This is a genomic window from Actinomadura sediminis (assembly GCF_042675525.1).
GTDB lineage: Bacteria > Actinomycetota > Actinomycetes > Streptosporangiales > Streptosporangiaceae > Spirillospora > Spirillospora sediminis.
This window is the reverse complement of sequence record NZ_JBHTJA010000021.1, coordinates 15,916-38,306: the sequence shown is the minus strand read 5'-3', so window position 1 is coordinate 38,306 and position 22,391 is coordinate 15,916. Positions and strand designations below refer to the sequence as shown.

The 22,391-nt window shown below is 71.6% G+C and carries 17 protein-coding genes and 1 other RNA gene; 6 read left to right on the top strand and 12 right to left on the bottom strand.

Features of this window, described 5'->3' with window-relative positions:
• Positions 1-19 precede the first annotated feature (19 nt).
• The 4 genes from ACFQ11_RS13795 to ACFQ11_RS13780 form a co-directional block, all read right to left on the bottom strand.
• Positions 20-2,095: an acyl-CoA dehydrogenase gene (locus ACFQ11_RS13795; RefSeq protein WP_378298686.1), complete on the bottom strand. Its 2,076-nt coding sequence runs from the start codon at positions 2,093-2,095 to the stop codon at positions 20-22.
• Positions 2,096-2,157: 62 nt separating this feature from the next.
• Positions 2,158-3,276, bottom strand: a complete 1,119-nt coding sequence (locus ACFQ11_RS13790; protein ID WP_378298685.1) for a flagellar basal body-associated FliL family protein — start codon at positions 3,274-3,276, stop codon at positions 2,158-2,160.
• A 66-nt stretch (positions 3,277-3,342) separates the two neighbouring features.
• Positions 3,343-4,185 carry an EI24 domain-containing protein gene (locus tag ACFQ11_RS13785; RefSeq protein ID WP_378298684.1) on the bottom strand — a complete coding sequence of 281 codons (843 nt, stop codon included), beginning with the start codon at positions 4,183-4,185 and terminating at the stop codon, positions 3,343-3,345.
• Between the two features lie 9 nt (positions 4,186-4,194).
• Positions 4,195-5,028: an SDR family NAD(P)-dependent oxidoreductase gene (locus ACFQ11_RS13780; RefSeq protein ID WP_378298683.1), complete on the bottom strand. Its 834-nt coding sequence runs from the start codon at positions 5,026-5,028 to the stop codon at positions 4,195-4,197.
• A gap of 263 nt (positions 5,029-5,291) precedes the next feature.
• On the opposite strand from ACFQ11_RS13780, the gene ACFQ11_RS13775 reads away from it, so the two are divergent.
• The 3 genes from ACFQ11_RS13775 to ACFQ11_RS13765 all read left to right on the top strand — a co-directional run bounded on the left by ACFQ11_RS13775 (position 5,292) and on the right by ACFQ11_RS13765 (position 6,830).
• Positions 5,292-5,783 (top strand): excalibur calcium-binding domain-containing protein, encoded by a 492-nt coding sequence (locus ACFQ11_RS13775; protein ID WP_378298682.1) that lies wholly within the window; start codon positions 5,292-5,294, stop codon positions 5,781-5,783.
• Between the two features lie 163 nt (positions 5,784-5,946).
• Positions 5,947-6,426 carry an MSMEG_6728 family protein gene (locus ACFQ11_RS13770; RefSeq protein ID WP_378298681.1) on the top strand — a complete coding sequence of 160 codons (480 nt, stop codon included), beginning with the start codon at positions 5,947-5,949 and terminating at the stop codon, positions 6,424-6,426.
• Between the two features lie 113 nt (positions 6,427-6,539).
• The gene (locus ACFQ11_RS13765) at positions 6,540-6,830 is read left to right on the top strand and encodes a hypothetical protein (RefSeq protein ID WP_378298680.1); all 291 of its coding nucleotides are present in this window, start codon (positions 6,540-6,542) and stop codon (positions 6,828-6,830) included.
• Positions 6,831-7,055: 225 nt separating this feature from the next.
• On the opposite strand, the gene ssrA is transcribed toward ACFQ11_RS13765, so the two are convergent.
• The 6 genes from ssrA to ftsE form a co-directional block, all read right to left on the bottom strand.
• Positions 7,056-7,428, bottom strand: a transfer-messenger RNA (tmRNA) gene (gene ssrA / locus ACFQ11_RS13760).
• A gap of 296 nt (positions 7,429-7,724) precedes the next feature.
• On the bottom strand, positions 7,725-9,653 hold the full coding sequence (locus ACFQ11_RS13755) for a penicillin-binding transpeptidase domain-containing protein (protein ID WP_378298679.1): 1,929 nt from the start codon (positions 9,651-9,653) through the stop codon (positions 7,725-7,727).
• Between the two features lie 9 nt (positions 9,654-9,662).
• Entirely contained in the window at positions 9,663-10,136 is a 474-nt protein-coding gene (gene smpB / locus ACFQ11_RS13750) for an SsrA-binding protein SmpB (protein WP_378298678.1), read from the bottom strand.
• A gap of 4 nt (positions 10,137-10,140) precedes the next feature.
• On the bottom strand, positions 10,141-11,301 hold the full coding sequence (locus tag ACFQ11_RS13745) for a S41 family peptidase (protein WP_378298677.1): 1,161 nt from the start codon (positions 11,299-11,301) through the stop codon (positions 10,141-10,143).
• Positions 11,302-11,345: 44 nt separating this feature from the next.
• Entirely contained in the window at positions 11,346-12,251 is a 906-nt protein-coding gene (gene ftsX / locus ACFQ11_RS13740; protein WP_378298676.1) for a permease-like cell division protein FtsX, read from the bottom strand.
• 98 nt (positions 12,252-12,349) lie between these two features.
• Positions 12,350-13,039 carry a cell division ATP-binding protein FtsE gene (gene ftsE, locus ACFQ11_RS13735; RefSeq protein WP_378298675.1) on the bottom strand — a complete coding sequence of 230 codons (690 nt, stop codon included), beginning with the start codon at positions 13,037-13,039 and terminating at the stop codon, positions 12,350-12,352.
• 376 nt (positions 13,040-13,415) lie between these two features.
• On the opposite strand from ftsE, the gene ACFQ11_RS13730 reads away from it, so the two are divergent.
• Positions 13,416-13,598: a hypothetical protein gene (locus ACFQ11_RS13730; protein ID WP_378298674.1), complete on the top strand. Its 183-nt coding sequence runs from the start codon at positions 13,416-13,418 to the stop codon at positions 13,596-13,598.
• An 81-nt stretch (positions 13,599-13,679) separates the two neighbouring features.
• On the opposite strand, the gene ACFQ11_RS13725 is transcribed toward ACFQ11_RS13730, so the two are convergent.
• A complete protein-coding gene (locus ACFQ11_RS13725) occupies positions 13,680-14,894 on the bottom strand; it encodes a hypothetical protein (protein ID WP_378298673.1) in 1,215 nt (404 codons plus the stop codon).
• Between the two features lie 141 nt (positions 14,895-15,035).
• Here ACFQ11_RS13725 and prfB point away from each other — a divergent pair, with 141 nt between their 5' ends.
• Both prfB and ACFQ11_RS13715 read left to right on the top strand, forming a co-directional pair.
• Complete coding sequence (gene prfB / locus ACFQ11_RS13720) at positions 15,036-16,139, top strand: peptide chain release factor 2 (RefSeq protein ID WP_378298730.1); 1,104 nt, start codon at positions 15,036-15,038, stop codon at positions 16,137-16,139.
• 89 nt (positions 16,140-16,228) lie between these two features.
• Positions 16,229-17,239: a hypothetical protein gene (locus tag ACFQ11_RS13715; RefSeq protein ID WP_378298672.1), complete on the top strand. Its 1,011-nt coding sequence runs from the start codon at positions 16,229-16,231 to the stop codon at positions 17,237-17,239.
• 211 nt (positions 17,240-17,450) lie between these two features.
• Here ACFQ11_RS13715 and ACFQ11_RS13710 read toward each other — a convergent pair whose 3' ends face one another.
• Complete coding sequence (locus ACFQ11_RS13710; protein WP_378298671.1) at positions 17,451-22,307, bottom strand: NAD-glutamate dehydrogenase; 4,857 nt, start codon at positions 22,305-22,307, stop codon at positions 17,451-17,453.
• Between the last annotated feature and the right edge of the window lie 84 nt (positions 22,308-22,391).

Genomic DNA, 22,391 nt, shown 5'->3' with positions numbered 1-22,391 from the left:
TCCCGTCATCGCCGGAAAACTACCCGACCGGTTCGGGGTCGCGGGGCAGCCCGAGGATCCGCTCGCCGATCACGTTGAGGTTCACCTCGGTCGTGCCGCCGCCGATCGTCATCGCGCGCGACGCCAGCAGGTGCCGCGTCCAGCGGGCGCGCAGCTCCGACTTCCACCCGCCGGTCAGCGCGCCGTGCTCGCCGAGCAGCCCGAACCCGAACTCGGTGACCCGCTGCCCGTGCTCCATCGCGACCAGCTTCCGGACGTTCGCCGTCGCGCCCGGGTCGGTGCCCGAGATCTGCTTCAGCGTCGCGCGGAGGCTCAGCAGGCCGAGCGCGTGCTCGTCGCAGACCAGATCGCCCACGCCGTCCCGGACGACCGGGTCGCCGGCGACGTCCAGCTCCTCGGCCAGCCGCAGCAGCTTCGGGACGTCCCCGCCGAGCTGGAACGACGTCGTCAGGCCGACCCGCTCGTTCGCGAGCGTGTTGCGGGCGACGCGCCACCCCTCGTTCACGGGGCCCACGACCAGGTCGTCCGGGACGAACACGCCGTCCAGGAACACCTCGTTGAACACCGCGTCGCCCGTGCACTCGCGCAGCGGGCGCACCTCGACGCCCGCGGACGCCATGTCGACGAGGAAGTACGTGATGCCGTCGTGCTTCGGGCGGTCCGCGTCGGTCCGGGCGAGGCAGATCGCCCACTGCGACTCGCGGGCCAGCGACGTCCAGATCTTCTGCCCGGTGATCTTCCAGCCGCCCTCCACCCGCTCGGCGCGCGTCCGCAGCCCGGCCAGGTCGGAGCCCGCGCCCGGCTCGGAGAACAACTGGCACCATATGATCTCGCCGCGCAGCGTCGGCGGCAGGAACCGCCGCTGCTGCTCCGGGGCGCCGTACTGGACGAGCGACGGCACCACCCACGCGCCGATCATCAGCGGGACGGGACGCACGCCCGCCGCCTTCAGCTCCTGCCGGATGACGATCTGCTCGACCGGCCCCGCGTCCCGGCCCCACGGCTTCGGCAGGTGCGGCGTCACCCAGCCGCCGTCCGCCATCGCGGCCCGCTGCTCCAGCGGCTCCATCGCGGCCAGCTCGGCGACCTCCGCGCGGATGCTCGCGCGGAGGTCCGCGGCCTCCTCGGGCAGGTCGATGTCCATCGGGCGCCGGACGCCGCTCAGCGCGCGCGCCGCCGCCTCTGCCCGATGCTCGCTCGCCCTCCCGAGGATCGCCCGCAGTGTCAGGGCACGCCTATAGAGAAGGTGGGCGTCGTGCTCGTACGTGTAGCCGACGCCGCCGTGAACCTGGATGTTGCCCTCGGCGCACTGCACCGCCGCGTCCGCCGCCAGCACCCCCGCCACAGCGACCGCGTACGCCCGCTGCTCCTCCGGTTCGTTCAGCGCGCGCGCCGCGTCCCAGACGGCGGCCCGCGCGCGCTCCAGCGCGATGAGCATCCGCGCGCACCTGTGCTTCACGCCCTGGAACTGCCCGATCGGACGGCCGAACTGCTCCCGCAGCTTCGCGTACGCGACCGCCTCGTCGAGCGCCCGCCCCGCGACGCCGCACGCCTCCGCGCCGAACACCACGACCGCGAGCGCCCGCACGTCCGTCCCGTCGAGCCCGTCCACGAAGCGGGCCTCCGCGTCGACCGTGACCGCACCGGCGGGACGGCCCACGTCGAGCGACTCCAGCTCCTCGACCTCGCAGGACGCCCGGTCGACGACGGCCCAGCGGTCACCGGCCGGGAGGACGAACACCTCCGCGTCCGCCGCACCGACCACCGGCCGCACGGTGCCGGACACGCGCGTCCCGTCCGTCCGCAGGCTCCCCGACAGGCCGACCGCCCCGGTGCGCGAACCGTCCCGCAGGATCGCGGACGCGAGCACGGCGGGGGCGTACCGGCCCGGCCCCATCGCGCGCCCCAGTTCCTCGAGCACGACGGCCTGCTCCGGAAGGCCGAACCCCTGGCCGCCCGCGCTCTCCGGAAGGTGCAGGCCATGGAGTCCCTGCTCCACCAGCGCGGGCCAGAGCCCCTCGCCCGCGTGCCGCTCGACGAGCCCGCGCACCGACGCCGCCAGCGCCGCGTGCTCCTCCGTCACTCCGATGGCCATGGCCGCACCTTTCGTCGGGTGCGGCCAGCCTATTAGAACGCCATTCGGTTACGACAGGGGATTCAGATGACCTTGAGGCTCCCCAGGAACCGGTTCAGGTCCGGCCACAGCTTCTTGTGCGTGTTCGGCAGCGACGCGAACACCACCGCGGGCGCCTCCCGCCCGGTGTCGATCACCGCCGTCGCGACGATCTCGCCCGTCGCCCGCACGCCCTCGCGCTCGTACGTCAGGTACGACGCGACCAGCCAGCCCTTCCGCCCGTCCACGTCGAGCGCCTGCGACGCCAGCGGCTTCGTCCCGTCCTGGAATCCGTAGTACTGCGCCAGGTACCCCTCGGCCGCGAGCCCCGCGACCTGCTTCACGCTGTCCGGACCGGTGTAGGAGCCCTGCAGGCTCGGGATCAGCGTGCCCGTCAGCAACTGCCCGTACCAGAGCTGGTCGCCGCTGCGCTCGGTCACCACGATCTGCTGCCCCGACCAGCCGGGCGTGCCCAGCTTGTTCTCCTTGGTCGGCACCTGCCACGGCGGCCCCAGCCGCGGGTACGACAGCCCCGCCATGTCGTCGTTCACCCGGCCGAGCACCTGCGACGGCGTCCCCGCGAACGTCTCCAGCTTCGCGTCCGGCGGCATCGACACCTGCGCCGCCACCGACCGGTCCGCCGCGCCCGTCCGTCCCGCCTTGTCCGGCTCGTCACCGCCGCCGCGCGTCAGGAAGTACACGCCGCCCGCCGCGATCAGCGCCGCCACCAGCAGCCCGACACCGCCGAACAGCACCAGCCGGGACCGGCCGCCCGTCTCCAGCGCGTCACCGGACGCGCCCAGCTTCTCGTCCGCCGCGGCCTCGTCGGCCATCCAGTCCGGCATCTGCCAGTTGCCGCTGCTCGGCTTCCCGGGCTTCGCCGGCTGCGTCGACCCGGTCGGCACCGCCGGCACGTAGTTCGGCACGCCCTCGCCGCCGTCCGCGTCGTCCCCGTCGAAGAGGTCGCCCTCCCACTGCGGCGCGTCCTGCTCGTCCGGCCTGGGCGCCACGCGGACGTCGGACTCCTCCGCGGGCGCCTCCGCCGCGGCCTCGCCCCCGGCGGGCTGCTCGGCGGGCGTCTCGATCTTGCCCCACACGTCGTGCGGCGCTTCACTCTCGTTCAAACCGGTCCAGCGCGCATCGCGCTCCCCCTGATCGGACATGCGGCACACGTTACGCGAAGATCATCAAACGCGGCCCGCAGAGAATCACGCTCCGGACACAGCTTGCTATCGGTCCCGGCCCTGCTGCCACTGCTCCGGCCGCACCTGCGGCGCCGCCCGCCACTCCGCGGGCCGCGGCGGCCCCGGCCACCTGTCCGCGCCGAGCCGCTCCCGCACCATCAGCGTCGCGCCCGCCACCGCCCCCGGCATGGCCAGCACCGCGCCCAGGGGCACGAGGAACAACGCGAACGTCGCGACCCCGAACCCGATCACCAGCGGACGGTTCGCCTTCATCCGGGCGAACCGCTCCTTGCGCAGCACCTCCCTGCGCTCCAGCGCCACCGACGACAGCTCGCCCGCCAGGAAGTAACCGGAAACACACGCCGCCGCCAGCGGCACCACCGTCTGCCCGACGCCCGGAATCAACCCGCACGCGAAGAAGGTCACCGCGAACCCGACGGCCACGAGACCGAGCAGCAGCGCGTCCTTGATCGCCCGCCCGATCTGCGACATCAGCGGCTCGTCCGGCTCCGGCGGCGCACCGCCCCGCGAGTCCTCGACCCGCACCGCGATCGCCTCGTAGAACGGGTCGCCCACCATCAGCGTCACGGCCGTGAACGTCAGGATCGCCAGGAACACCGACGCGCCGAGCACCGCGATCCCCGCGATCACCCGCGTCGCCCTCCGCACGCCCTCCGACCAGTCGTCCGCGAACCACGTCGCCCAGCCCGCGACGTCCCCGATGTTGTAGACGAGGAACCCCAGCGCCGTCCCGTAGACCAGCAGCACGATGAGCGCGGGGATGAGGCCGAACAGCCATTGCACCGGATGCCGGGCGACCCACCCGATCCCCCGCAGCAGATACCCCGCGCCGGCGAACACGTCCTTGAAACTCGACTGGTGCTCCACGCCGCGAGCCTAACGAAGCCCCACAAGGCGCGCCGAACGTTCCCAGACCGCCCGCGCCAGCGCCTCGTCCTTCAACGGCCCCGCCGTCGGCGCACCCGGCACCGAACCGTGGAACTCCCCGCTCCGCTCGGCGAACTCGTCGTCCACCGCGAGCCGCAACGCCGTCCGCGCCCCCCGCTCGGGCGTCCGCACCACCGGCGTTCGCGACAGCAGCGCGCCCAGCCGCTCCGTCCCCCACATCTCCCGCGTGAGATGCGTCGCGACGGGCCCGGGACACATCGCGTTCGCCACCACCCCGCTGCCTTCCATCCGCCTCGCCAGCTCCTGCGCGAACAGGATGTTCAGCAGCTTGCTCCGCCCGTACACCCGCAGCGACCCCGGCTTCCCGTACGACCCCGGCTCCGCCAGCCGCTCCACATCGAGCCGATCCGCGAACCGGTGCGCCTCGCTCGCCACGATCACCACCCGCGACGGCGCCGCCTTCTCCAGGTGCCCCAGCAACAGGTTCGTCAGCAGGAACGGCCCCAGATGATTCGTCGCGACCATCCGGTCGTACCCGTCCGCACTGACCTTCGCCCGCATCTGGTGAACCCCCGCGTTGTTCACCAGGACGTCCACCCGCTCGAACCGCTCGCACAACGACGCGGCCACCCGCCGCACGTCCATCAGCACCGAAAGATCGGCCAGAAAGGTCTCCACCCTCCCCCCGGGCACCTCGCCCGTCAGCTCCTCGACCGTCGCCCGCCCCCGCATCTCGTTGCGGCACACGATCCCCACCAGGAACCCCCGCCGCACCAGCCCGCGCGCGATCTCTTTCCCGATCCCCGATGTCCCCCCGGTCACAATCGCGATCTTGGTTTCCATGCCCCAACCCCACCACCCGTCCATCCCCCGGACAACCCCCTTGTGATAACGCGCGGCCCGGCCGCCAAAGCCGCTCGCCGCCCGAACGCATCAGGCCCCAAAGAAGAGCGGAATCGACGTCCAGGGCGCAGTCCGAGTAGGCGGTGACCGGTTTGCGCCACGGTCGCGTGTGAACGTGATCAACGCATGGGACGTCTCCTGAAAACCACGTCCAACGGTTCCCCCGGCACGACAGGAAACCCATGTATCCACCACCGCCCGGCCCGCGTCCCTTCCCGCAGCGGGCGCGGACGACCGTCCCGCTGTTCGCCGTGATCCTCATCGCCGCCGGCAGCATGCTGTTCGGTTGCGTCACCGGGATCGCGATCGGAGTGACCCCGGCACCGGAGGAGACGAGCGCGGTCGGCGCTTCGTCATCGCCGTCCCCTTCGGAGTCGGAACCGCCCGCGTCGCCCGAGCCCACGGCCAGCGCGACGCCGACCACGCGGGCCGCCGCCCCGACGCCGACCGTCGAGGACGTCCCGGACCCCGCCCCGACCACCACGAAGCCGAAGCCGCGGCGCACGACGCAGCGGCCGGAGCCCGAGCGCGAACCGGAGCCGCGGACGGATCCGCGTTTCTCGACGTGCACGGCGGCGAAGCGCGCCGGGTACGGGCCCTACACGCGCGGCGTCGACCGCGAGTACTCCTGGTACCAGGACCGCGACGGCGACGGCGTCGTCTGCGAAAGCTGACCCGGCCCGCCCCCGGACCGTCCGCGACCCCTTTCCGGATGCGGCCCGGAGGCCGAGATCACCCTCCGCGGCTGGAGTATCACAGGCGCGGCAGGCAAGGAACCGTAGTGCTCACGTTCACGGCGCCGGTTCGCCGGCGGCGCACGACAAGGAAGCCAAAGGGGTGCAGACCTTTCTCCCGTACGAGGATTTCGCCGCGACGGCTCGCGTTCTCGACCCGCGGAGGCTCGGGAAGCAGCGCGTCGAGGCACTCCAGGTGCTGCGCGGGCTGACGGTGCCGGGGTACGGATGGCGGCATCATCCGGCCGTACGAATGTGGACGGGGTACGAGGAGGCGCTGGTCCGCTACGGCCTGGAGGTCTGCCGGCAATGGTGCTCGCTCGGGCACCGGGACACCTGCGCCGCCTCGCTGACGTCCGACCTGGCGAACGCCACGGGCGTCCAGCGGCCGCGGAGCCAAGAGAGCCTGGCCGACGCCGGGGCGCTGCCGCCCTGGCTCGGCGACCCGAAACTGCACCTCAGCCACCGGTCCGCACTGATCCGCAAGGATCCCGGCTTCTACCGCCCGATCTTCCCCGACGTCCCCGCCGACCTCCCGTACTTCTGGCCCGGCTCCGATGCCGGAGGACCCGCTCGTCCATGAACCGCCTCACGCAACGACGGGCCCGTATGTCCAGGGGGCACTGGCCGAGGCCGGTCACGCCACGCCTGGCGCGGACCCGCGCGCTCGCCTCCCACCGCAGCGACAATACGCCCATGGGCATGGACGAACGATGCGTGCACGACTTGATCGTCGGACAGTGCGGCCTCTGCGCGCCCGTCCCCCGCGGGCTTCGCAAGCAGGTCTATGTGACTCAAGGCGGCAGCGTCTTCCACGCCGGCACGAAATGCGAGGCTCTGCGGGAGGGACAACGCAAGGCGGCCCGCTTCGGCATGGAGATCCACGATCCCCGGCTCGTCGCCTTGAACGATGCCTTCGCGCAAGGACGTGGAGCCTGCGAGATCTGCTTCCCCGACTACACCCCCGACCGCCCTTCCGCCCGCTGAACAAGCGGGCGGCTGGTCCGGACGTGCCGAAGACGCCCCCGAACGCAAAAACGCCCAGCGGCGAGCCGCTGGGCGTCTGAACGAACACGAGCCCCATCCCCCCGATAGGCCGGGGGGGCGTGGGGGCGGAGCCCCCACACCGGGGGGTCTGGGGGGTCGTCCCCCCAATGAGAACCGGAGCGAGTGGGCGAAGTCGGCCGCCAGGCCGACGAGCACACTTCTCCCGAGTGGAGGTGGCGGGAATCGAACCCGCGTCCTTCGGTGATGAGTCAGGGCTTCTCCGGGTGCAGCCTGCTAGGCGGTTTCTCGGCCCCGGCGCTCACGCAGGCTAGTCGCCGACGGGCCCAGTCGCTGTTTGTTTTCCCTTACAGCCCCGCGACCGGGCTGCAAGGTGGAGTCTCCTGATGATGCCAGACCCCGGGACGGAGACTTACCCGGGCTGACAGAGTTCGCTCCTCGCTCAGGCGGCGAGGGCGAACTCGGACTGCTTCTTGTTGGCAGTTATTGGTTTGCTGTCACAGGATTTACGAGGTCGCGACAGCAACCCTCGACCCGCTTCTCCTGACTCGACCGACCGAAGTCGAAGCCGGTCACCCCCATGTTGAGTTGTCAAAGCGGCCCCGGGGGCCGCGCACGTTGACGTTACTAGCATAACGCGTGGGCGGGCAACGTGATTCCCGGCGGACGCGTGAAACCCGGGCGGGCGACGTCGCGCCCGCCCGGGTTCGACCGGCAGGGTCGGGCCGGTCCGGACGGCAGAGCCTCCCCCGAGACGAGGCTCTGGTCTCATCACGGCGACTGAGTCCGCAACCCCCCAAGCGGTTTCTCAGTCATAGGGGAAGACGCTCGGAGCACTGGCGTTGGTTGCGGTCCGGACGTAAACAGGTTCCAAAGTCAGCCGAAGAACGCTCCGGCGACCTTGGCGGCGTCGACCTGGCCCTCGATGGCGATGGCGACGGCGAGGTCGCCCTTGGAGCCGACGAACCAGGAGACGTTCTTGGTGTCGCCGCCCTCGTTGTACGTGGTGAAGGAGGTGACCCCGGCGACCTCGCTGTCGACGTGGGCGGCCTTGGCGGTGCCGTTCCGGGCGGAGTTGTCCAGGACATCCTTGAGGTTGGCGATCGACTCCGACGGGAGGCTCTGGTAGGGCGCGCGCTGCTCGGCGTTGGCGACGTCGTTGCCCTTGAAGACGTACGGGGGACGCCACGTGCCGTTCTGGGCGACCGCGGCGACGAGGGCCATCGCGAGGGGGCTGACCTCGACGCCGCCCTCACCGACCATCATCGCGGCCTTCTCGCCCTCGTTGGCGGGGGACGGCACCGAGCCGGTGAACGCGGGGACCTGCAGGCCCCAGTCCTGGCCGATGCCGAAGCGGGCCGCCTCGGCGACGAGGGTCTTACCGTCGATCTTGCCGCTCTGCTGCGCGAGCGTGGTCTTGCAGGAGAGCGCGAGGTGGTTGGTGAACTTGCTGTTGTCGTACGCCTTCGTCGTGAAGTTCTTGCCACCGACGGTCGTCGTGCCGGGGCAGGACGTCTCGGTGTCGGGGGTCAGGCCGCCATGGGTGAACAGCGCCTGGGCGGACACCACCCCGAACGTCATGCCGGGCGGGTAGTGGCCCTCGAACGCGCGGTTCTCGCCCTTCGTCCCGTGGTTGGACACCGCGAGCACCTCGCCGGTGGCGGGCCGGACGGCCACGAGGGACGCCGGGAACGGCAGCCCGTACAGCGCCCTGTCGGCGGCGCGCTGGACGCCCGGGTTGAGCGTCGTCTGGACCTCCTTCGGCTTCTCGCCGGGCCAGCTCGTGAGAGTCGAGGTGCGCTGCCCGTCCGGGTCCTGCGCGACGACGCTGACGGTCGGGGTGCCGGCGAGGCGGCGCTGCATGAAAAGCTGGACGCCGCTGACGCCGATCGTGTCGCCGGGCTGGTAGGGGGCGCCGACCTCCTGGAGCCGGTCGGACGTCGCGGGGCCGAGCGTCCCGATCAGCTCGGGGGCGGCCTTCGGCGCGATCGGCGCGACGATGTCGCGGAACTCCAGGCCGGGGACGCCGCCGCTGAGACGCTGGATCAGCCGGTGGTGCGTCGTCGCCTGCAGGGTCATCAGCGGCAGGAACTCCTGCGGCGGCGCCGACAGGACCCGGCCGTAGAGGCGCTCGGCGTCGAGCCGGCGGCCGCCGTCCATCCGGGTCGCCTTCGCGAGGGCGTCGAGGGTCTTCCGCGGGTCCTTGAGTTTCCCGGGGACGACCCCGACCTGCCAGGCTTTGGCGGGCTTCAGCATCGAGCTGCCGTTGGTGTCGGTGATCAGCGCGCGCTCGGGCACCTCGCTGACCACCGCGAGCCGCTGCCCCGGCTGCAGCTTCGGGTTGATGATGGACGGGCTCCAGACGACCTTCCACTGGCCGCCGACCCGCCTGAGGTCCATGTGGCCCTTGTACTCCCAGGGCCGCCCGTTCTCACCGAGGTCGATCTTGACGGAGAACGTCGCCTGCGCGCGGTCGCCGTCCTTGACGATCGCCGCGGCGTCGGGGTCGGCGCCGACCGCGCCGATCGACAGCCGCAGGGACGCCGCGTCCAGTTGGGCGCTCACCTTGCCGAGGGCGTTCGCGACCTCCTTCTCGCTGGCGCCCACGGTCTTGCCGGCGGCGGCCTCGTAGTTGCCGACCGACCAGGCGATCAGGAAGTCGCGGACGGCCGGCATCGCCGATCGCTCGGCGAAGCAGCCGGTGGTGAGGGACGCGACGAGGGCGCCGCAGCCGGCCAGCGAGATCGCTCGGCGCCGGACGGTGCGCGTCCCGCGGGGGGCGCGCCTCCGGCCTCGGTTGGTCATCGACACCTTTCACCGTCTCCTGAACCGGGCCGCCTGGGCACGCTGCATCTCCCGCTGTGCCTCCCGCTTGGCGATGGCCTGGCGCTTGTCGTAGGACTTCTTACCACGGGCCAGCCCGATCTCGACCTTGGCCTTGCCCTCCTTGAAATAGAGCGAGAGCGGGACGAGAGTCCAGCCGGGGTCCGACGTCTTGTCGACGATCTTCTGGATCTCGCGCCGGTTCAGCAGCAGCTTGCGGCGGCGGCGCGGGGCGTGGTTCGTCCAGGTGCCCTGCGTGTACTCGGGGATGTGGACGTTCTCCAGCCACACCTCCCCGTCCCTGACCTGGGCGAAGCCGTCGACGAGGGAGGCGCGGCCGGCGCGGAGGGCTTTGACCTCGGTGCCCATCAGCACCATGCCCGCCTCCCAGGTGTCGTCGATGTGGTAGTCGTAGCGGGCCCGCTTGTTCTGGGCGATGAGCTTGCGCCCTGTGTCGCGTGACACGTGATCAGCCTCGGTCCTTGTCCGGCAGCGTCGCGTCCAGGCCGCGCAGCACCGTCCGGGCGCGCTGCTCGGCCGCTTCGGGAGGGCGGTCGGCGGAGACCGCCACGTCGGGTTCGACCCCGACACCGTCGAGATTACGGCCGCTCGGGGTGCGGTAGCGACCGACGGTCAGCTCGATCGTCGAACCGTCGGAGAGCCCGATCGGCTCCTGCACCGACCCCTTGCCGTATGTACGTGATCCTACGAGGACCGCGCGGTCGCGGTCGCGCAGGGATCCGGCGACGATCTCCGCGGCGCTCGCGGTGCCCGCGTCGACGAGCACGACCAGCGGCGTCCGCGCGTCGCCGGGACGGTCGGCGGTGTAGCGGCGGGACGGTTCGCCGCGCCGCTCGTAGGTGACGACCGGGCCGCCGGCGAGGAACGCCGACGCGGCCTCGACGGACTCCTCCAGCAGCCCGCCCGGGTTCCCGCGCAGGTCGAGGACGAACCCGGCGGACGGGGCGGGCTCGACGGCGGCGCGGACCCGGTCGCCGGTCCCGCGGGTGAACGCGCCGACGCGGATCGTCCGGACGCCGCCGGGCCCGTCGGTCACGGTCACGTCGCCCTTGCCGACGGGCGTCCGGACGAGCCGGAACGTGCGGGTGCGGGAGCCGCGGGCCACGGTGAGGTCGACGGCGTCGCCCGCGGGCCCGCGCAGCGCGGCGGCGACGCGGGCGAGGTCCCAGCCGGCGGCCGGGGCGCCGTCCACGGCGGTGACGACGTCGCCCGCGCGGACGCCGGCGCGTTCGGCGGCGCCGCCGGGCTGGACGCTCGCGACGCGGACCCGCTCGTCGCCGTCCTCGGCGCCGAGCCACAGCCCGACCCCGCTGTAGTGCCCGTTGAGGCGGCCCTCGACGTCGTCGTACCGGCGGGCCGGGTAGTAGCGGGCCCACGCGTCGCCGAGCCCGCGGAGCATGCCCTCGATCGCGTGCCGGTCGAGTTCGGCGCGGCCGACCGGGCGCGCCGCACTGCCGCCGATCTTGGCGGCGGCCTCGTCCAGGACGGATCCGTCCGCGACGGCGGCGTGCCGGTCGGGGCCCGGTCCGCCGACCGCGCCGAGACCGTACGCGCCGAGGACGGCGGACGCCATGGCGGCGCCGCGGAGCACGCGACCGGACGGGAACATGCCGCAAGTCTAGGGTCGGGGCCGGTGCGGGCCCGGCGGTCCGCTCAGATGCGCAGGTATCGCCGGAGGGTCATGAAGGAGGCGAGCGCGCACAGCAGGACGCCGAAGCAGATCGACACCACGATGACCGAGAACACCTGCCCCCATCCGAGGCCGGCGATGAGCTGGATGTCTGCGGCGAGCTTGTCCAGCAGCAGGAACTTGCTCATCACGAGCAGGATCGAGGCGAACAGGCCGCCGATCAGGCCGGCGATCGCGCCCTCCAGGATGAAGGGCAGCTGGATATAGGTGTTGGAGGCGCCGACGAGCCGCATGATGCCGGTCTCCCTGCGCCGGTTGAACGCCGACAGCCGGACGGTGTTGCCGACCAGCAGCACCGAGGCGACGACCTGGATCAACGCGATCACCAGGGCGCCCCATTGCAGCGCGTTCAGGATGCCGAAGAACCGGTCGAGGATCTCCTGCTCGTTGATCACCGTGTCGACGCCGGGACTGGGCTGCACGGCCTGCGCGACGGACTTGTACTCCTCGGCGTTCTTGAGCTTGACGCGGAAGGAGTCGGGGATGTCGCCCTCGCGGGTGCTCTCCACGAAGCCGGGCGATCCGGCGTACCGCTCCTTGAACCGCTGGTACGCCTCCTGCCGGCTCTCGTAGGTGACCTCCGAGACCTCGGACATGCCCTTGAGCTTCTGCTCGAGCTGCTTGCGCTGCTCCTCGGTGACGTCCTGACCCTGGCATGCCGGGTTCGAGCTGGTCTTGGCGCAGAGGAAGATCGAGACCTCGATCTTGTCCTGCCAGTAGCTCTTGGAGGCGGAGACCTCGGCGCGGATGAGCAGGCCGGTGCCGAAGAGCGCCATGGCGATGGCGACCGTGATGATGAGGGAGATCGTCATCGTCAGGTTCCGGCGGAGACCGATCCAGATCTCCTGGAGAACGAACTGTACGCGCATGCCTCGCTGTCCTTGGTCGCCTGTCGTCGTCCCGGCTGTCTTCGCGGTGGCGGGAACGGGTGGTTCAGATGGGAGCCGTCAGTGGGCCCGGCCTGCTCTCAGTAAGCCTGGCCGTAGACGCCGCGCGACTGGTCGCGGACGACCCGTCCGTCCTCGAGTTCGACGACGCGCTTGCGGAAGGCGTCGACGATCGCGGCGTCGTGGGTGGCCATGACGACGGTGGTGCCGGTCCGGTTGATGCGGTCCAGCACCTTCATGATGCCGATGGAGGTGGCCGGGTCGATGTTGCCCGTGGGCTCGTCCGCCAGCAGGATCATCGGCCGGTTGACGAACGCGCGCGCGATGGCGACGCGCTGCTGCTCGCCGCCGGACAGCTCGTGCGGCATCCGGTGCGCCTTGCCCTCGAGACCGACCAGGTCGATGACCTCGGGCACCACCTTGCCGATGAAGCGCCGCGGCTTGCCGATCACCTCGAGGGCGAACGCGACGTTCTCGAAGACGTTCTTGTTCGGGAGCAACCGGAAGTCCTGGAAGACACAGCCGATGCGGCGGCGCAGGTGCGGCACCTTCCAGTTGCTCAGTTTGTTGAGGTCCTTGCCCGCCACGTGCACGTGACCCTGGGAAGGACGCTCCTCCTTGAGGATGAGTCGCAGGAAGGTCGACTTGCCGGAGCCGGAGGGACCGACCAGGAACAGGAACTCGCCCTTGTCGATGGCGACGTTCACGTGCTGGAGGGCGGGCCGGTTCTGGCTCCGATAGACCTTGGTGACGTTGTCGAAATTGATCACGGCTGCATCACGGCGGTTCAGTCTAGGGGTCAGGGAGCGGCCCGACCTGCGGCGGCGGATCCGTTCCGTCGCGTTCGGCCTGCGCCGCCCGGCTCTGCGGCCGGGCGGGCCGTGGAGCCTGCGAGCAGTGTAGAGGGGACAGTCAACTACCTCGTCCCACTCGATGTGGTGGTAATGACGCGGTGGGAATGACCGGGCCCGCACCGTGCGGGGTCTGGGGGTCGCCCCCGGGTGGTTCGTACCGTTCAAGATTCCGGACTTGCCGGAACGACCATACAGTCCGGCTAGGCTGGATGACGGGAAAGATGCCTAATAAGTCGGTGATCGCCGCATCCGCACGGACCCGCGTGCCGAGCACGGAGATTGGGGCCACACCATGAGCTGCGAAGATCTGATCTGCGCCCGCTGCTCGAACCCGGTCGTCGAGGGACGCTGCCCGACCTGCAGGATCGCCCGCTCCCAGATGCACCGGCACGGCCCGTCGCTGCCGCCCGCGCTCGTCCTCGCGATCCTGGTCGCGCTGCTCTTCGTGGCGCTCGTGCTACAGCGCGTGTACTGAGTGCGCTGAGAGCCTTCTCACCAACTCCGCGATCGGGAACCCGAGCCGACCCCAGAAGCGGACGAATCAGGACGAACAACCTCAGTTCTTCTTGAGCGGCGGGGTGCTGGCGCGGGTGACGGCCCCGTTGTCGCCGATGACCCGCGCCCGGGCCGTCCCGTCCTCGCCGTCCTTCTTCTCGCTCCCCCGCTCGCCCCCGTCGCCCTCACCGGACGGACGGTCGCCGCTCGGACTCGGGCTCCCGCTCGCGCTCGGCGACGGCCCGCCGGAACCGCCGTCCGCGCCCTTCTCGCCGTCCGTTCCTTTCTCGCCGTCCTCACGCGGGGGGTCGTAGGCGGCGAAGTGCAGCGTCGACGCCATGTCGACCCTGTTCCCCTCGACGGTGCCGTCGAGCAGGTGCTCCGCCTCGGCCGGGATCTCGGGCCTGGGCGCCTCCGGGTCGTCCGCGGCGGCCTCGGAGATGAGCGAGGCGTTGCGGTACAGCGAGTAGATGATCAGTCCGCCGCCGTCCTCGGTGCGCAGCCCGAAGTAGGGGAAGGACGTCGCCGTCGGGACGACCGTCAGCGTCAGATCGTCCTTCGCGGCGTCCTCCTTGGCCTCCTCGGCCCGCTCGTAGTAGCCGCTCGTGCGCGCCCCGGCCTCCATGACCTTGGCGGCGACGCTGCCCTCGCCCTCGGCGGCCATCGTCGCGTGGATGCCGCCCATCTCCTGCGGCCGGATGAGCACGGACGTGTCGTCGCTGCGCAGCGCCTCCGCGTAGCCGTCGTCGTCGACCGCGACCGCGGGGATCTCGGCGTCCCGGTCGAGCACGACGACGTTGGTGAGCGACCAGCGGCGGTCGGCGCCGCGCAGGATGAACGACATCAGCACCCGGCGGCCGCTGTCGGGCTCGCCCACGACCGAGCGGTCCACGGACGCCACGAACCACTGCGGGTAGCCGCCCGGCCGCAGCTTGGGGACGTACAGCTCGGGCCTGCCGTAGTCGAAGCGGCGCACGGGGTCGCCGTCGTAGGCGGCCTTGCGGAACTCGGCGGCGGTGAGCTGCGACTGCCCGTCGGACGTCCAGGTCAGCGCGAGCCGCTCGTCGCCCGCGGCGCGCGCCACGTCCTCGTTGATGACATAGGTACGGAAGGCGTCCTTCGCGACCTCCGGGGTGAGGTCGACCGGTTCGGGCGGCGAGGGCGTGGGCATGGCGGCGGTGGGCCGCACCTCGGGCGCGCTCTTCTGGGCGCAGCCCGCGGCCGCCATCGACACCAGCAGCGCGAGAGCCGCCAGCGCGCGCGCGATCGTGTGCAAAACTCCGTCCCCCGGCCCGACGTCCGCCTGCCGCTCAGGCCGTCCGGCAGGGCCTCCCGTTCGCCGATTCTGCCACCCAGGGTATGGGGCGGACGCCCCCGGCACTGCCGGGACGGCGATAAGCTCGGAAGCGTGGCAGGCATGGAACCGGAAGAGCGACTCAAGGAGCTCGGCGCGACCCTGTCCGGCATCGAGCAGGTGCTGGACCTCGACGGCATGCGGCGCGACATCGCCGAGCTGCGCGAGCAGTCCGCCGACCCCGACCTGTGGAACGACCAGGAGCGCGCCCAGTCGGTGACCCGCCGCCTGTCGTACCTGGAAAGCGAGCTGGGCAAGGTGGAGGGCCTGCGGCAGCGTCTCGACGACGCCGCGACCCTGTACGAGATGGCCGCCGAGATGGACGACGCCGAGACGCGCGCGGAGGCCGACGGGGAGCTGGCGGAGCTGCACAAGGCCGTCCAGCAGCTCGAGGTGCGGACGCTGATGTCGGGCGAGTACGACGCCCGCGAGGCGCTCGTCACCATCAACGCGCAGGCCGGCGGCGTCGACGCGGCCGACTGGGCCGAGCAGCTCCAGCGCATGTACCTGCGGTGGGCCGAGCGGCACGGCTACCCGACCGAGGTCTACGAGACGTCCTACGCCGAAGAGGCCGGGATCAAGTCGACGACGTTCACCGTCAAGGCGCCCTACGCGTACGGGACGCTGCGCGGCGAGCACGGCACGCACCGGCTCGTCCGCATCTCCCCGTTCGACAACCAGGGCCGCCGGCAGACGTCGTTCGCCGGCCTCGACGTCGTCCCGGTGGTCGAGCAGAGCGACCACGTCGAGATCGACGAGAACGATCTGCGGGTGGACGTGTACCGGTCGTCCGGTCCCGGCGGGCAGGGCGTCAACACGACCGACTCCGCGGTCCGGATCACGCACCTCCCGACGGGCATCGTGGTGTCCTGCCAGAACGAGCGGAGCCAGCTTCAGAACCGGGCGACGGCGATGAACGTCCTGCAGGCGAAGCTGCTGGAGCGCAAGCGGCAGGAAGAGGCGGACAAGATGTCCGCCCTGCGCGGCGAGGGCACGAGCAGCTGGGGCACGCAGATCCGCAACTACGTCCTGCACCCGTACCAGATCGTCAAGGACCTCCGCACGGGCGTCGAGGCGGGCAACCCCTCGTCCGTCCTGGACGGCGACATCGACGAGTTCATCGAGGCGGAGATCCGCTGGATGCGGCAGCAGGAAGCCGGAGCCTGATCTTTTTATCGCGTTCCCAGAGTGATCAGGTGGTCACTCTGCGATGATTCCGGGTGGACTCAGCTCGTCGATTCCACCCGGGGGACCGCATGCCCGCACGCACACCCGCACGTCCGCACGCGCGGCACCGCCCGCGCCCGGTCGTGGCCGCGCTGGCGGTGCCCTGCCTGCTCGGCGCCGCCGCGGGGTGCGGCGAGAGCCCGTCCGGTGCGCCGGCCGCGGCGGACGGCCCGCCCGCGCTGAGCCGGGCGCAGGCCGAGCGGGTGCTGGCGTCCTACACCGCCGCGGCCGACCGGGCCGGGCAGAAGCTGGACCGGCGGGCGCTCACCGCGATCGAGACCGACCCGCAGTTGTCCATGGACGCGGCCATGTTCAAGAAGTACCGGGCGACGCGCCAGCGGCCGCCGAAGCTGAGCTTCGCGAAGACCACCTTCTTCATCCCCCGGATCCAGGGGCATCCGCGCTGGTTCGCGGTGGGCGCCGGAGGCGGCGGGGGCGCGGGCTCGCGCCCCCACGCGATGCTGTTCACGCAGGAGAAGGCGGGCGGGCCGTGGCTGCTGGCCGCCGACCCCGCCCCCGGTGACGGCGCGCTCGGCCGGGTGAAGCTGGACGACCAGGGGTTCGCCGAACCGGTCGCGCCGGAGGCGGACGGGCTCGCCGTCGCGCCCGCGCGGCTCCCGAGGGCGCACGCGACGCTGATGACGGACGGGCCGGACGCCTCCGGGGCCGCGGCGTTCGCGGACGGGCCCACGACCGGCCGGGCCTACCAGGCGCTGCAGCAGGTCACGAAGTCGCTGGCCGGTCAGGGCGTCGAGCTCTCGTCGACGTTCGCGCCCGCGCCCTACCGGGTGTACGCGCTGCGCACGAAGGACGGCGGCGCGCTGGTCTGGTACGCGATGAAGCAGTACGAGGCATACTCCGCCGCAAAACGGGGCAGCCTGGCGGTAAGCGGTGATCTCGTCGGGCTCGCCCCGGCGAGATCGGTCAGGACACGCCTGAAGACGATGGTGCTCACCCAGTATCTCGCCGTCGTCCCGCCGGACGGCCGCGCCATGGTCGCCGGCGTCTACCGCAAGGCCGTCGCCGCCAAGGGCGCCTGAACCCACAGGCCCCCGAGCCGCGGGGGCCGTCCGCCGCGCACGGCGCCGAACCGCGCGCGGCCACCGAATCTCCGTCGGGTGCCGGGCCGTCCCGCTCTTCCCGACCGCTGCAGCGGGAGCGGTCCGGCACCCGGCGGGTCCTCCGATTGTGCCCCGCGCACCGTCCCGACCCGCCGCACGCGGGCCGGGACGGCGCGTCACGACCGGCCGGTCAGGACTCGGCGGGCGGCAGGGAACTGCTGGTGACCAGCGTGCGGACGGACCGCAGCGCCACCGACAGCGTCGCGAGGTCGAAACCGTCGCTCTCCCAGATCTCGCCGAGCATCTGCTGGGCGCGGTCCACCGCCGTCTTGTTCTTCTCCGCCCAGTGCGCCAGCCGCTCCTCCGGCCGCGCGCCGGGCTCGCTCGTCACCAGGACGTCCCGGGTGAGGGCCGAATGCGCCGTGTACAGGTCGTCGCGCAGCGCGGACCGCGCCATCGAGCGCCACCGGTCGTCGCGCGGCAGCGCGATGATCCGCTCCCGCAGCCGGGACAGCTGCAGCCGCTCGGCGAGGTCGAAGTACACCTCCGCGACCTCCTCGACCGGACGGCCCGTCTCGTGCGCGATGCCCACCAGGTCGAACGTGCTGTAGGCGGCGACGAGCATCGCGCACTGCTCCGCCAGCTCGCCTGGCACGCCCCGCTCGGCGAACCCGTCCCGGCGCTGCTCGAACGCCGCGAGGTCCGCCCCGGTGAGCAGCTTGGGGAGCTGCGCGCTGAGCGTCGCGGCGCCGCCGGCGAAGAAGTCGACCGTCTCGCGGATGTCGAACGGGGGCCGCCGGTTGTGCAGCAGCCAGCGGGCGCCGCGCTCGGTCAGCTTCCGCGCCTCCAGCAGCATCGCGATCTGCGTGGACTGGTCGACCTGCCGCGACAGGCCCTCCACCGACCGCCAGAACTTCGGCATCTCGAACACGTCCCGGGCCACCAGGTAGGCGCGGGCGATGTCGGACGACGACGCGCCCGTCTCCTCGTTCATCCGGAAGACGAACGTGGAACCGGAATTGTTGACCAGGTCGTTCACCACCGCCGTGGTGATGATCTGGCGGCGCAGCGGATGCCGGTCCATGTAGGAGCGGAACCGTTCGCGCAGCGGCGTCGGGAAGTAGTCGACGAGCCACGACTCCAGGTACGGGTCGTCGGCCAGGTCGGACTCGACGAGCTCGGCGTCCAGCGTCAGCTTCGCGTACGCCAGCAGCACCGAGAACTCGGGGCCGGTCAGCCCCAGCCCGGACTGCCGCCGCTCCGCGATCGCCTTGTGGCCCGGCAGGAACTCCAGGTGCCGGTTCAGCCGCCCGTCCCGCTCCAGCTTCCGCATGTGCCGGGCGTGGACGTGCAGCATCGCCGGGGCCTGCAGCCGGGACGCCGCGAGCACCACGTTCTGCGCGTAGTTGTCGCGCAGCACGAGCCGCCCGACCTCGTCGGTCATCTCGTACAGCAGGGCGTCGCGCTGCTTGCCGGTCAGCTCCCCGTCCCGGACCGCCTGGTCCAGCAGGATCTTGATGTTGACCTCGTGGTCGGAGGTGTCGACGCCGGCGGAGTTGTCGATGAAGTCGGTGTTGACGAGGCCGCCCTGCCCGTTCGCGCCGCCGCGCGCGTACTCGATCCGGGCGAGCTGCGTCAGCCCCAGGTTGCCGCCCTCGCCGACGACGCGGCAGCGCAGCTCGGCGCCGTCGACCCGGACCGGGTCGTTCGCCTTGTCGCCGACCGAGTCGTTCGTCTCCAGCGAGCCCTTGACGTACGTGCCGATCCCGCCGTTCCACAGCAGGTCGACCGGGGCCCGCAGGATCGCCCGGATCAGCTCGTACGGGGTCAGCGCGGCGACCCCCTCCTCGATGCCGAGCGCGGCGCGCACCGGCGGCGTGATCTTGATCGACTTCGCCGTCCGGGGGAAGACCCCGCCGCCCTTGGAGATCAGCGACGTGTCGTAGTCGGCCCACGTGCTGCGCGGAAGCTCGAACAGGCGCCGCCGCTCCGCGAACGACGTCGCGGCGTCGGGCTCGGGGTCGAGGAAGATGTGCCGGTGGTCGAACGCCGCGACCAGCCGGATGTGCTCCGACAGGAGCATCCCGTTGCCGAACACGTCACCGGACATGTCGCCGATCCCGACGACCGTGAAGTCCTCGGACTGCGTGTCCTTGCCGAGCGTCCGGAAGTGGTACTTCACCGACTCCCACGCGCCGCGCGCCGTGATGCCCATCGCCTTGTGGTCGTAGCCGACGGACCCGCCCGACGCGAACGCGTCCCCGAGCCAGAACCCGTACTCGGCGGCGACCCCGTTCGCGATGTCGGAGAACGTCGCCGTGCCCTTGTCGGCCGCGACGACGAGATAGGTGTCGTCGCCGTCGTGCCGCACCACGTCCGGCGGCGGCACCACCTTGCCGTCCACCAGGTTGTCGGTGACGTCGAGAAGCCCCGAGATGAAGTCCTTGTAGCAGGCGATGCCCGCCCGCTGCCACGCCTCCCGGTCCACCGCCGGGTCGGGCAGCTGCTTGCCGACGAACCCGCCCTTCGCGCCCGCCGGGACGATCACCGTGTTCTTCACGGCCTGCGCCTTCACCAGGCCGAGGATCTCGGTGCGGAAGTCCTCGCGGCGGTCCGACCAGCGCAGCCCGCCCCGCGCCACCGCCCCGTACCGCAGGTGCACGCCCTCGACGGACGGCGAGTACACGAAGATCTCGTACATCGGGCGCGGCTCGGGCAGCTCCGGGATGCGCGCCGGGTCCAGCTTCAGCGACAGGTACGGCTTGTGCTGGTAGTAGTTCGTGCGCAGCGTCGCCTGGATCATCGCGAGGTACGCGCGCAGGATCCGGTCCTCGTCGAGGCTCGCGACCTCGTCGAGCTTGCCCTGCAGCTCCTCGGTGATGCCGAGGTTGCGCTCGCTCTCCCCGCCCGCCAGGGACGGGTCGAACCGGCTCTCCCACAGCCGCACCAGCAGCCGCGTGATCTGCGCGTTCCGCAGCAGCACCTGCTCGACGTACCGCTTGGAGAACGACGTCCCCGCCTGCCGCTGGTACAGCGCGTACGCGCGCAGGATCATCGCCTGCCGGAAGCTCAGCCCCACGTGCAGGACGAGCGCGTTGAACCCGTCGTTCTCGATCTCACCGCGCCACAGCGCGCGGAAGGCGTCCTGGAAGAGCTCCTTGACGGACTCTTCGGGCACGTCCGGGGACGGCGTGTACCGCAGCCCCAGGTCGTAGATCCAGTACCGCTTCCCGTCCGCGGTGTTGACCTCGTAGGGCCGCTCGTCGACGACCTCCACGCCCATGTTCTGCAGCAGCGGCAGCACCCGCGACAGCGAGATCGGCTCGCCCAGCCGGTAGATCTTCAGCCGCCGCTCGCCGTGCTCCGCGCCGAACGGCTCGTACAGGTTGATGGACGTGTCCGCGTCCGGCCCGAGCTCCTCGAGGAACCGCAGGTCGGCGACCGCCGTCCGGGCCGGGAAGTCCGCCTTGTAGCCCTCGGGGAACGCGTCCGCGTACCGTCGCGACAGCCGCCCCGACCGCTCCTCGCCGAACTGCTCGACGACCGCGTCGGCCAGATCGTCCGCCCACGACCGGGTCGCCGCCGCGAGCCGCGCCTCCAGCTCGTCCACGTCCACGTCCGGCAGCGGACGGCCGCGCTCGCCCCGCACGACCACGTGCAGGCGCGCCAGCAGCGACTCGGTGACGTTCGCGCTGTAGTCGACGCTGACGCCCTCGAACGCCTCCTTCAAGATCCCCTGGATGCGCAGCCGGACCTTCGTCGTGTACCGGTCGCGCGGCAGGTACACCATGCACGACATGAACCGGCCGTACATGTCCTTGCGGAGGAACAGCCTCAGCTGGCGGCGCTCCCGCAGCCGCAGCACCCCGAGCGCGATGCCCAGCAGGTCGTCCACGGAGATCTGGAACAGCTCGTCGCGCGGGTAGCCCTCCAGCACCTCGATGAGGTCCTGCCCGTCGTAGCTGTCGCGCGGGAACCCGGACCGCTCCAACACCTCGTCGAGCTTGCTCTTCAGGACCGGGACGTGCGCGATCGACTCGCTGTACGCGACGTGCGTGAACAGGCCGAGGAACCGGCGCTCCCCCACCACCTCGCCGGACGCGTCGAACTTCTTCACCCCGATGTAGTCGAGGTACAGCGGGCGGTGGACGGTCGAACGCGAGTTCGCCTTCGTCAGCACCAGCAGCCGCTTCTCGGTCGCCTTCTCCCGCACCTCCGGCGGCAGCGCGGCGAAGCTGCGGGACTCGCGCGTGTCGTCGCGGAGGATGCCGAGCCCGGTGCCGGGCTCCGGCCGCAGCGCCGTCCCGCCCTCCACCAGCGTGTAGTCGCGGTAGCCGAGGAACGTGAAGTGCCCGTCGGCCAGCCAGTCCAGCAGCTCGACGCCCTCGGCGAGCTCCTTCTCCGGCAGCGCGGGCCCGTCCCCGCGGACCGCGTCGGCGATCTCCCCCGCGCGCGCCCGCATCTTGGGGCCGTCCTCGAACGCGACCCGCACGTCCTGCAGGACCCGCAGCAGGTCCTTCTCGAGCTGCTCCAGCAGCGCGCGGTCGCTCGTCCGGTCGATCTCGATGTGCATCCACGACTCGTCGATGTCGGTGGACACGTCGAGCTTCCCGCGGAACGCGTTCAGGTGGCCGGCGACGTCCCTGTCGACGCCGAGCAGCGGATGCACGACCAGATGCACCGCGAGCTGGTGCCGGTTCAGCTCCATCGTCACCGAGTCGACGAGGAACGGCATGTCGTCGGTGACCACCTGCACGATCGTGTGCCCCGGGTCCCAGCCGTACTCCTCGACCGTGGGCGTGAACACCCGCACCTTCGGGCGTCCCTGCGGACGCTCCTCGCCGAGCAGCCGGTGCGCCATCGCCGGGCCGCAGATGTCGGCCGGGTCACGCTCGAGGAGATCCTCCGGCGCGACGTGCCGGTAGTAGAGCCGGAGGTACGCGACGGCCTCCTCGACGTCGCCCCCGCGGGCTCCCGGACGCTGGACGCACGTCTCAGCGGCCCTCCGTAGGAGATCGTCCTTCGCCTGATCGAGCTTGCCGCCCATCAACAACTCCCCTTAGAGACTCCGCCACCCCGTTGTGGCGCTCCTCACGCGCCAGCGTAGCCAGGCCGTGCTCGCCGCGGCATC

Bases quoted from the DNA above. Each gene is read 5' to 3' on its own strand.
- ACFQ11_RS13715 (WP_378298672.1), top strand. From the start codon at position 16,229: ATGCCCGCACGCACACCCGCACGTCCGCACGCGCGGCACCGCCCGCGC.
- ACFQ11_RS13795 (WP_378298686.1), bottom strand. From the start codon at position 2,095: ATGGCCATCGGAGTGACGGAGGAGCACGCGGCGCTGGCGGCGTCGGTG.
- ACFQ11_RS13765 (WP_378298680.1), top strand. From the start codon at position 6,540: ATGGGCATGGACGAACGATGCGTGCACGACTTGATCGTCGGACAGTGC.
- prfB (WP_378298730.1), top strand. From the start codon at position 15,036: ATGGAACCGGAAGAGCGACTCAAGGAGCTCGGCGCGACCCTGTCCGGC.
- ACFQ11_RS13710 (WP_378298671.1), bottom strand. From the start codon at position 22,307: ATGGGCGGCAAGCTCGATCAGGCGAAGGACGATCTCCTACGGAGGGCC.
- ACFQ11_RS13755 (WP_378298679.1), bottom strand. From the start codon at position 9,653: ATGACCAACCGAGGCCGGAGGCGCGCCCCCCGCGGGACGCGCACCGTC.
- ACFQ11_RS13775 (WP_378298682.1), top strand. From the start codon at position 5,292: ATGTATCCACCACCGCCCGGCCCGCGTCCCTTCCCGCAGCGGGCGCGG.
- ACFQ11_RS13730 (WP_378298674.1), top strand. From the start codon at position 13,416: ATGAGCTGCGAAGATCTGATCTGCGCCCGCTGCTCGAACCCGGTCGTC.
- ftsX (WP_378298676.1), bottom strand. From the start codon at position 12,251: ATGCGCGTACAGTTCGTTCTCCAGGAGATCTGGATCGGTCTCCGCCGG.
- ACFQ11_RS13790 (WP_378298685.1), bottom strand. From the start codon at position 3,276: ATGTCCGATCAGGGGGAGCGCGATGCGCGCTGGACCGGTTTGAACGAG.
- ACFQ11_RS13745 (WP_378298677.1), bottom strand. From the start codon at position 11,301: ATGTTCCCGTCCGGTCGCGTGCTCCGCGGCGCCGCCATGGCGTCCGCC.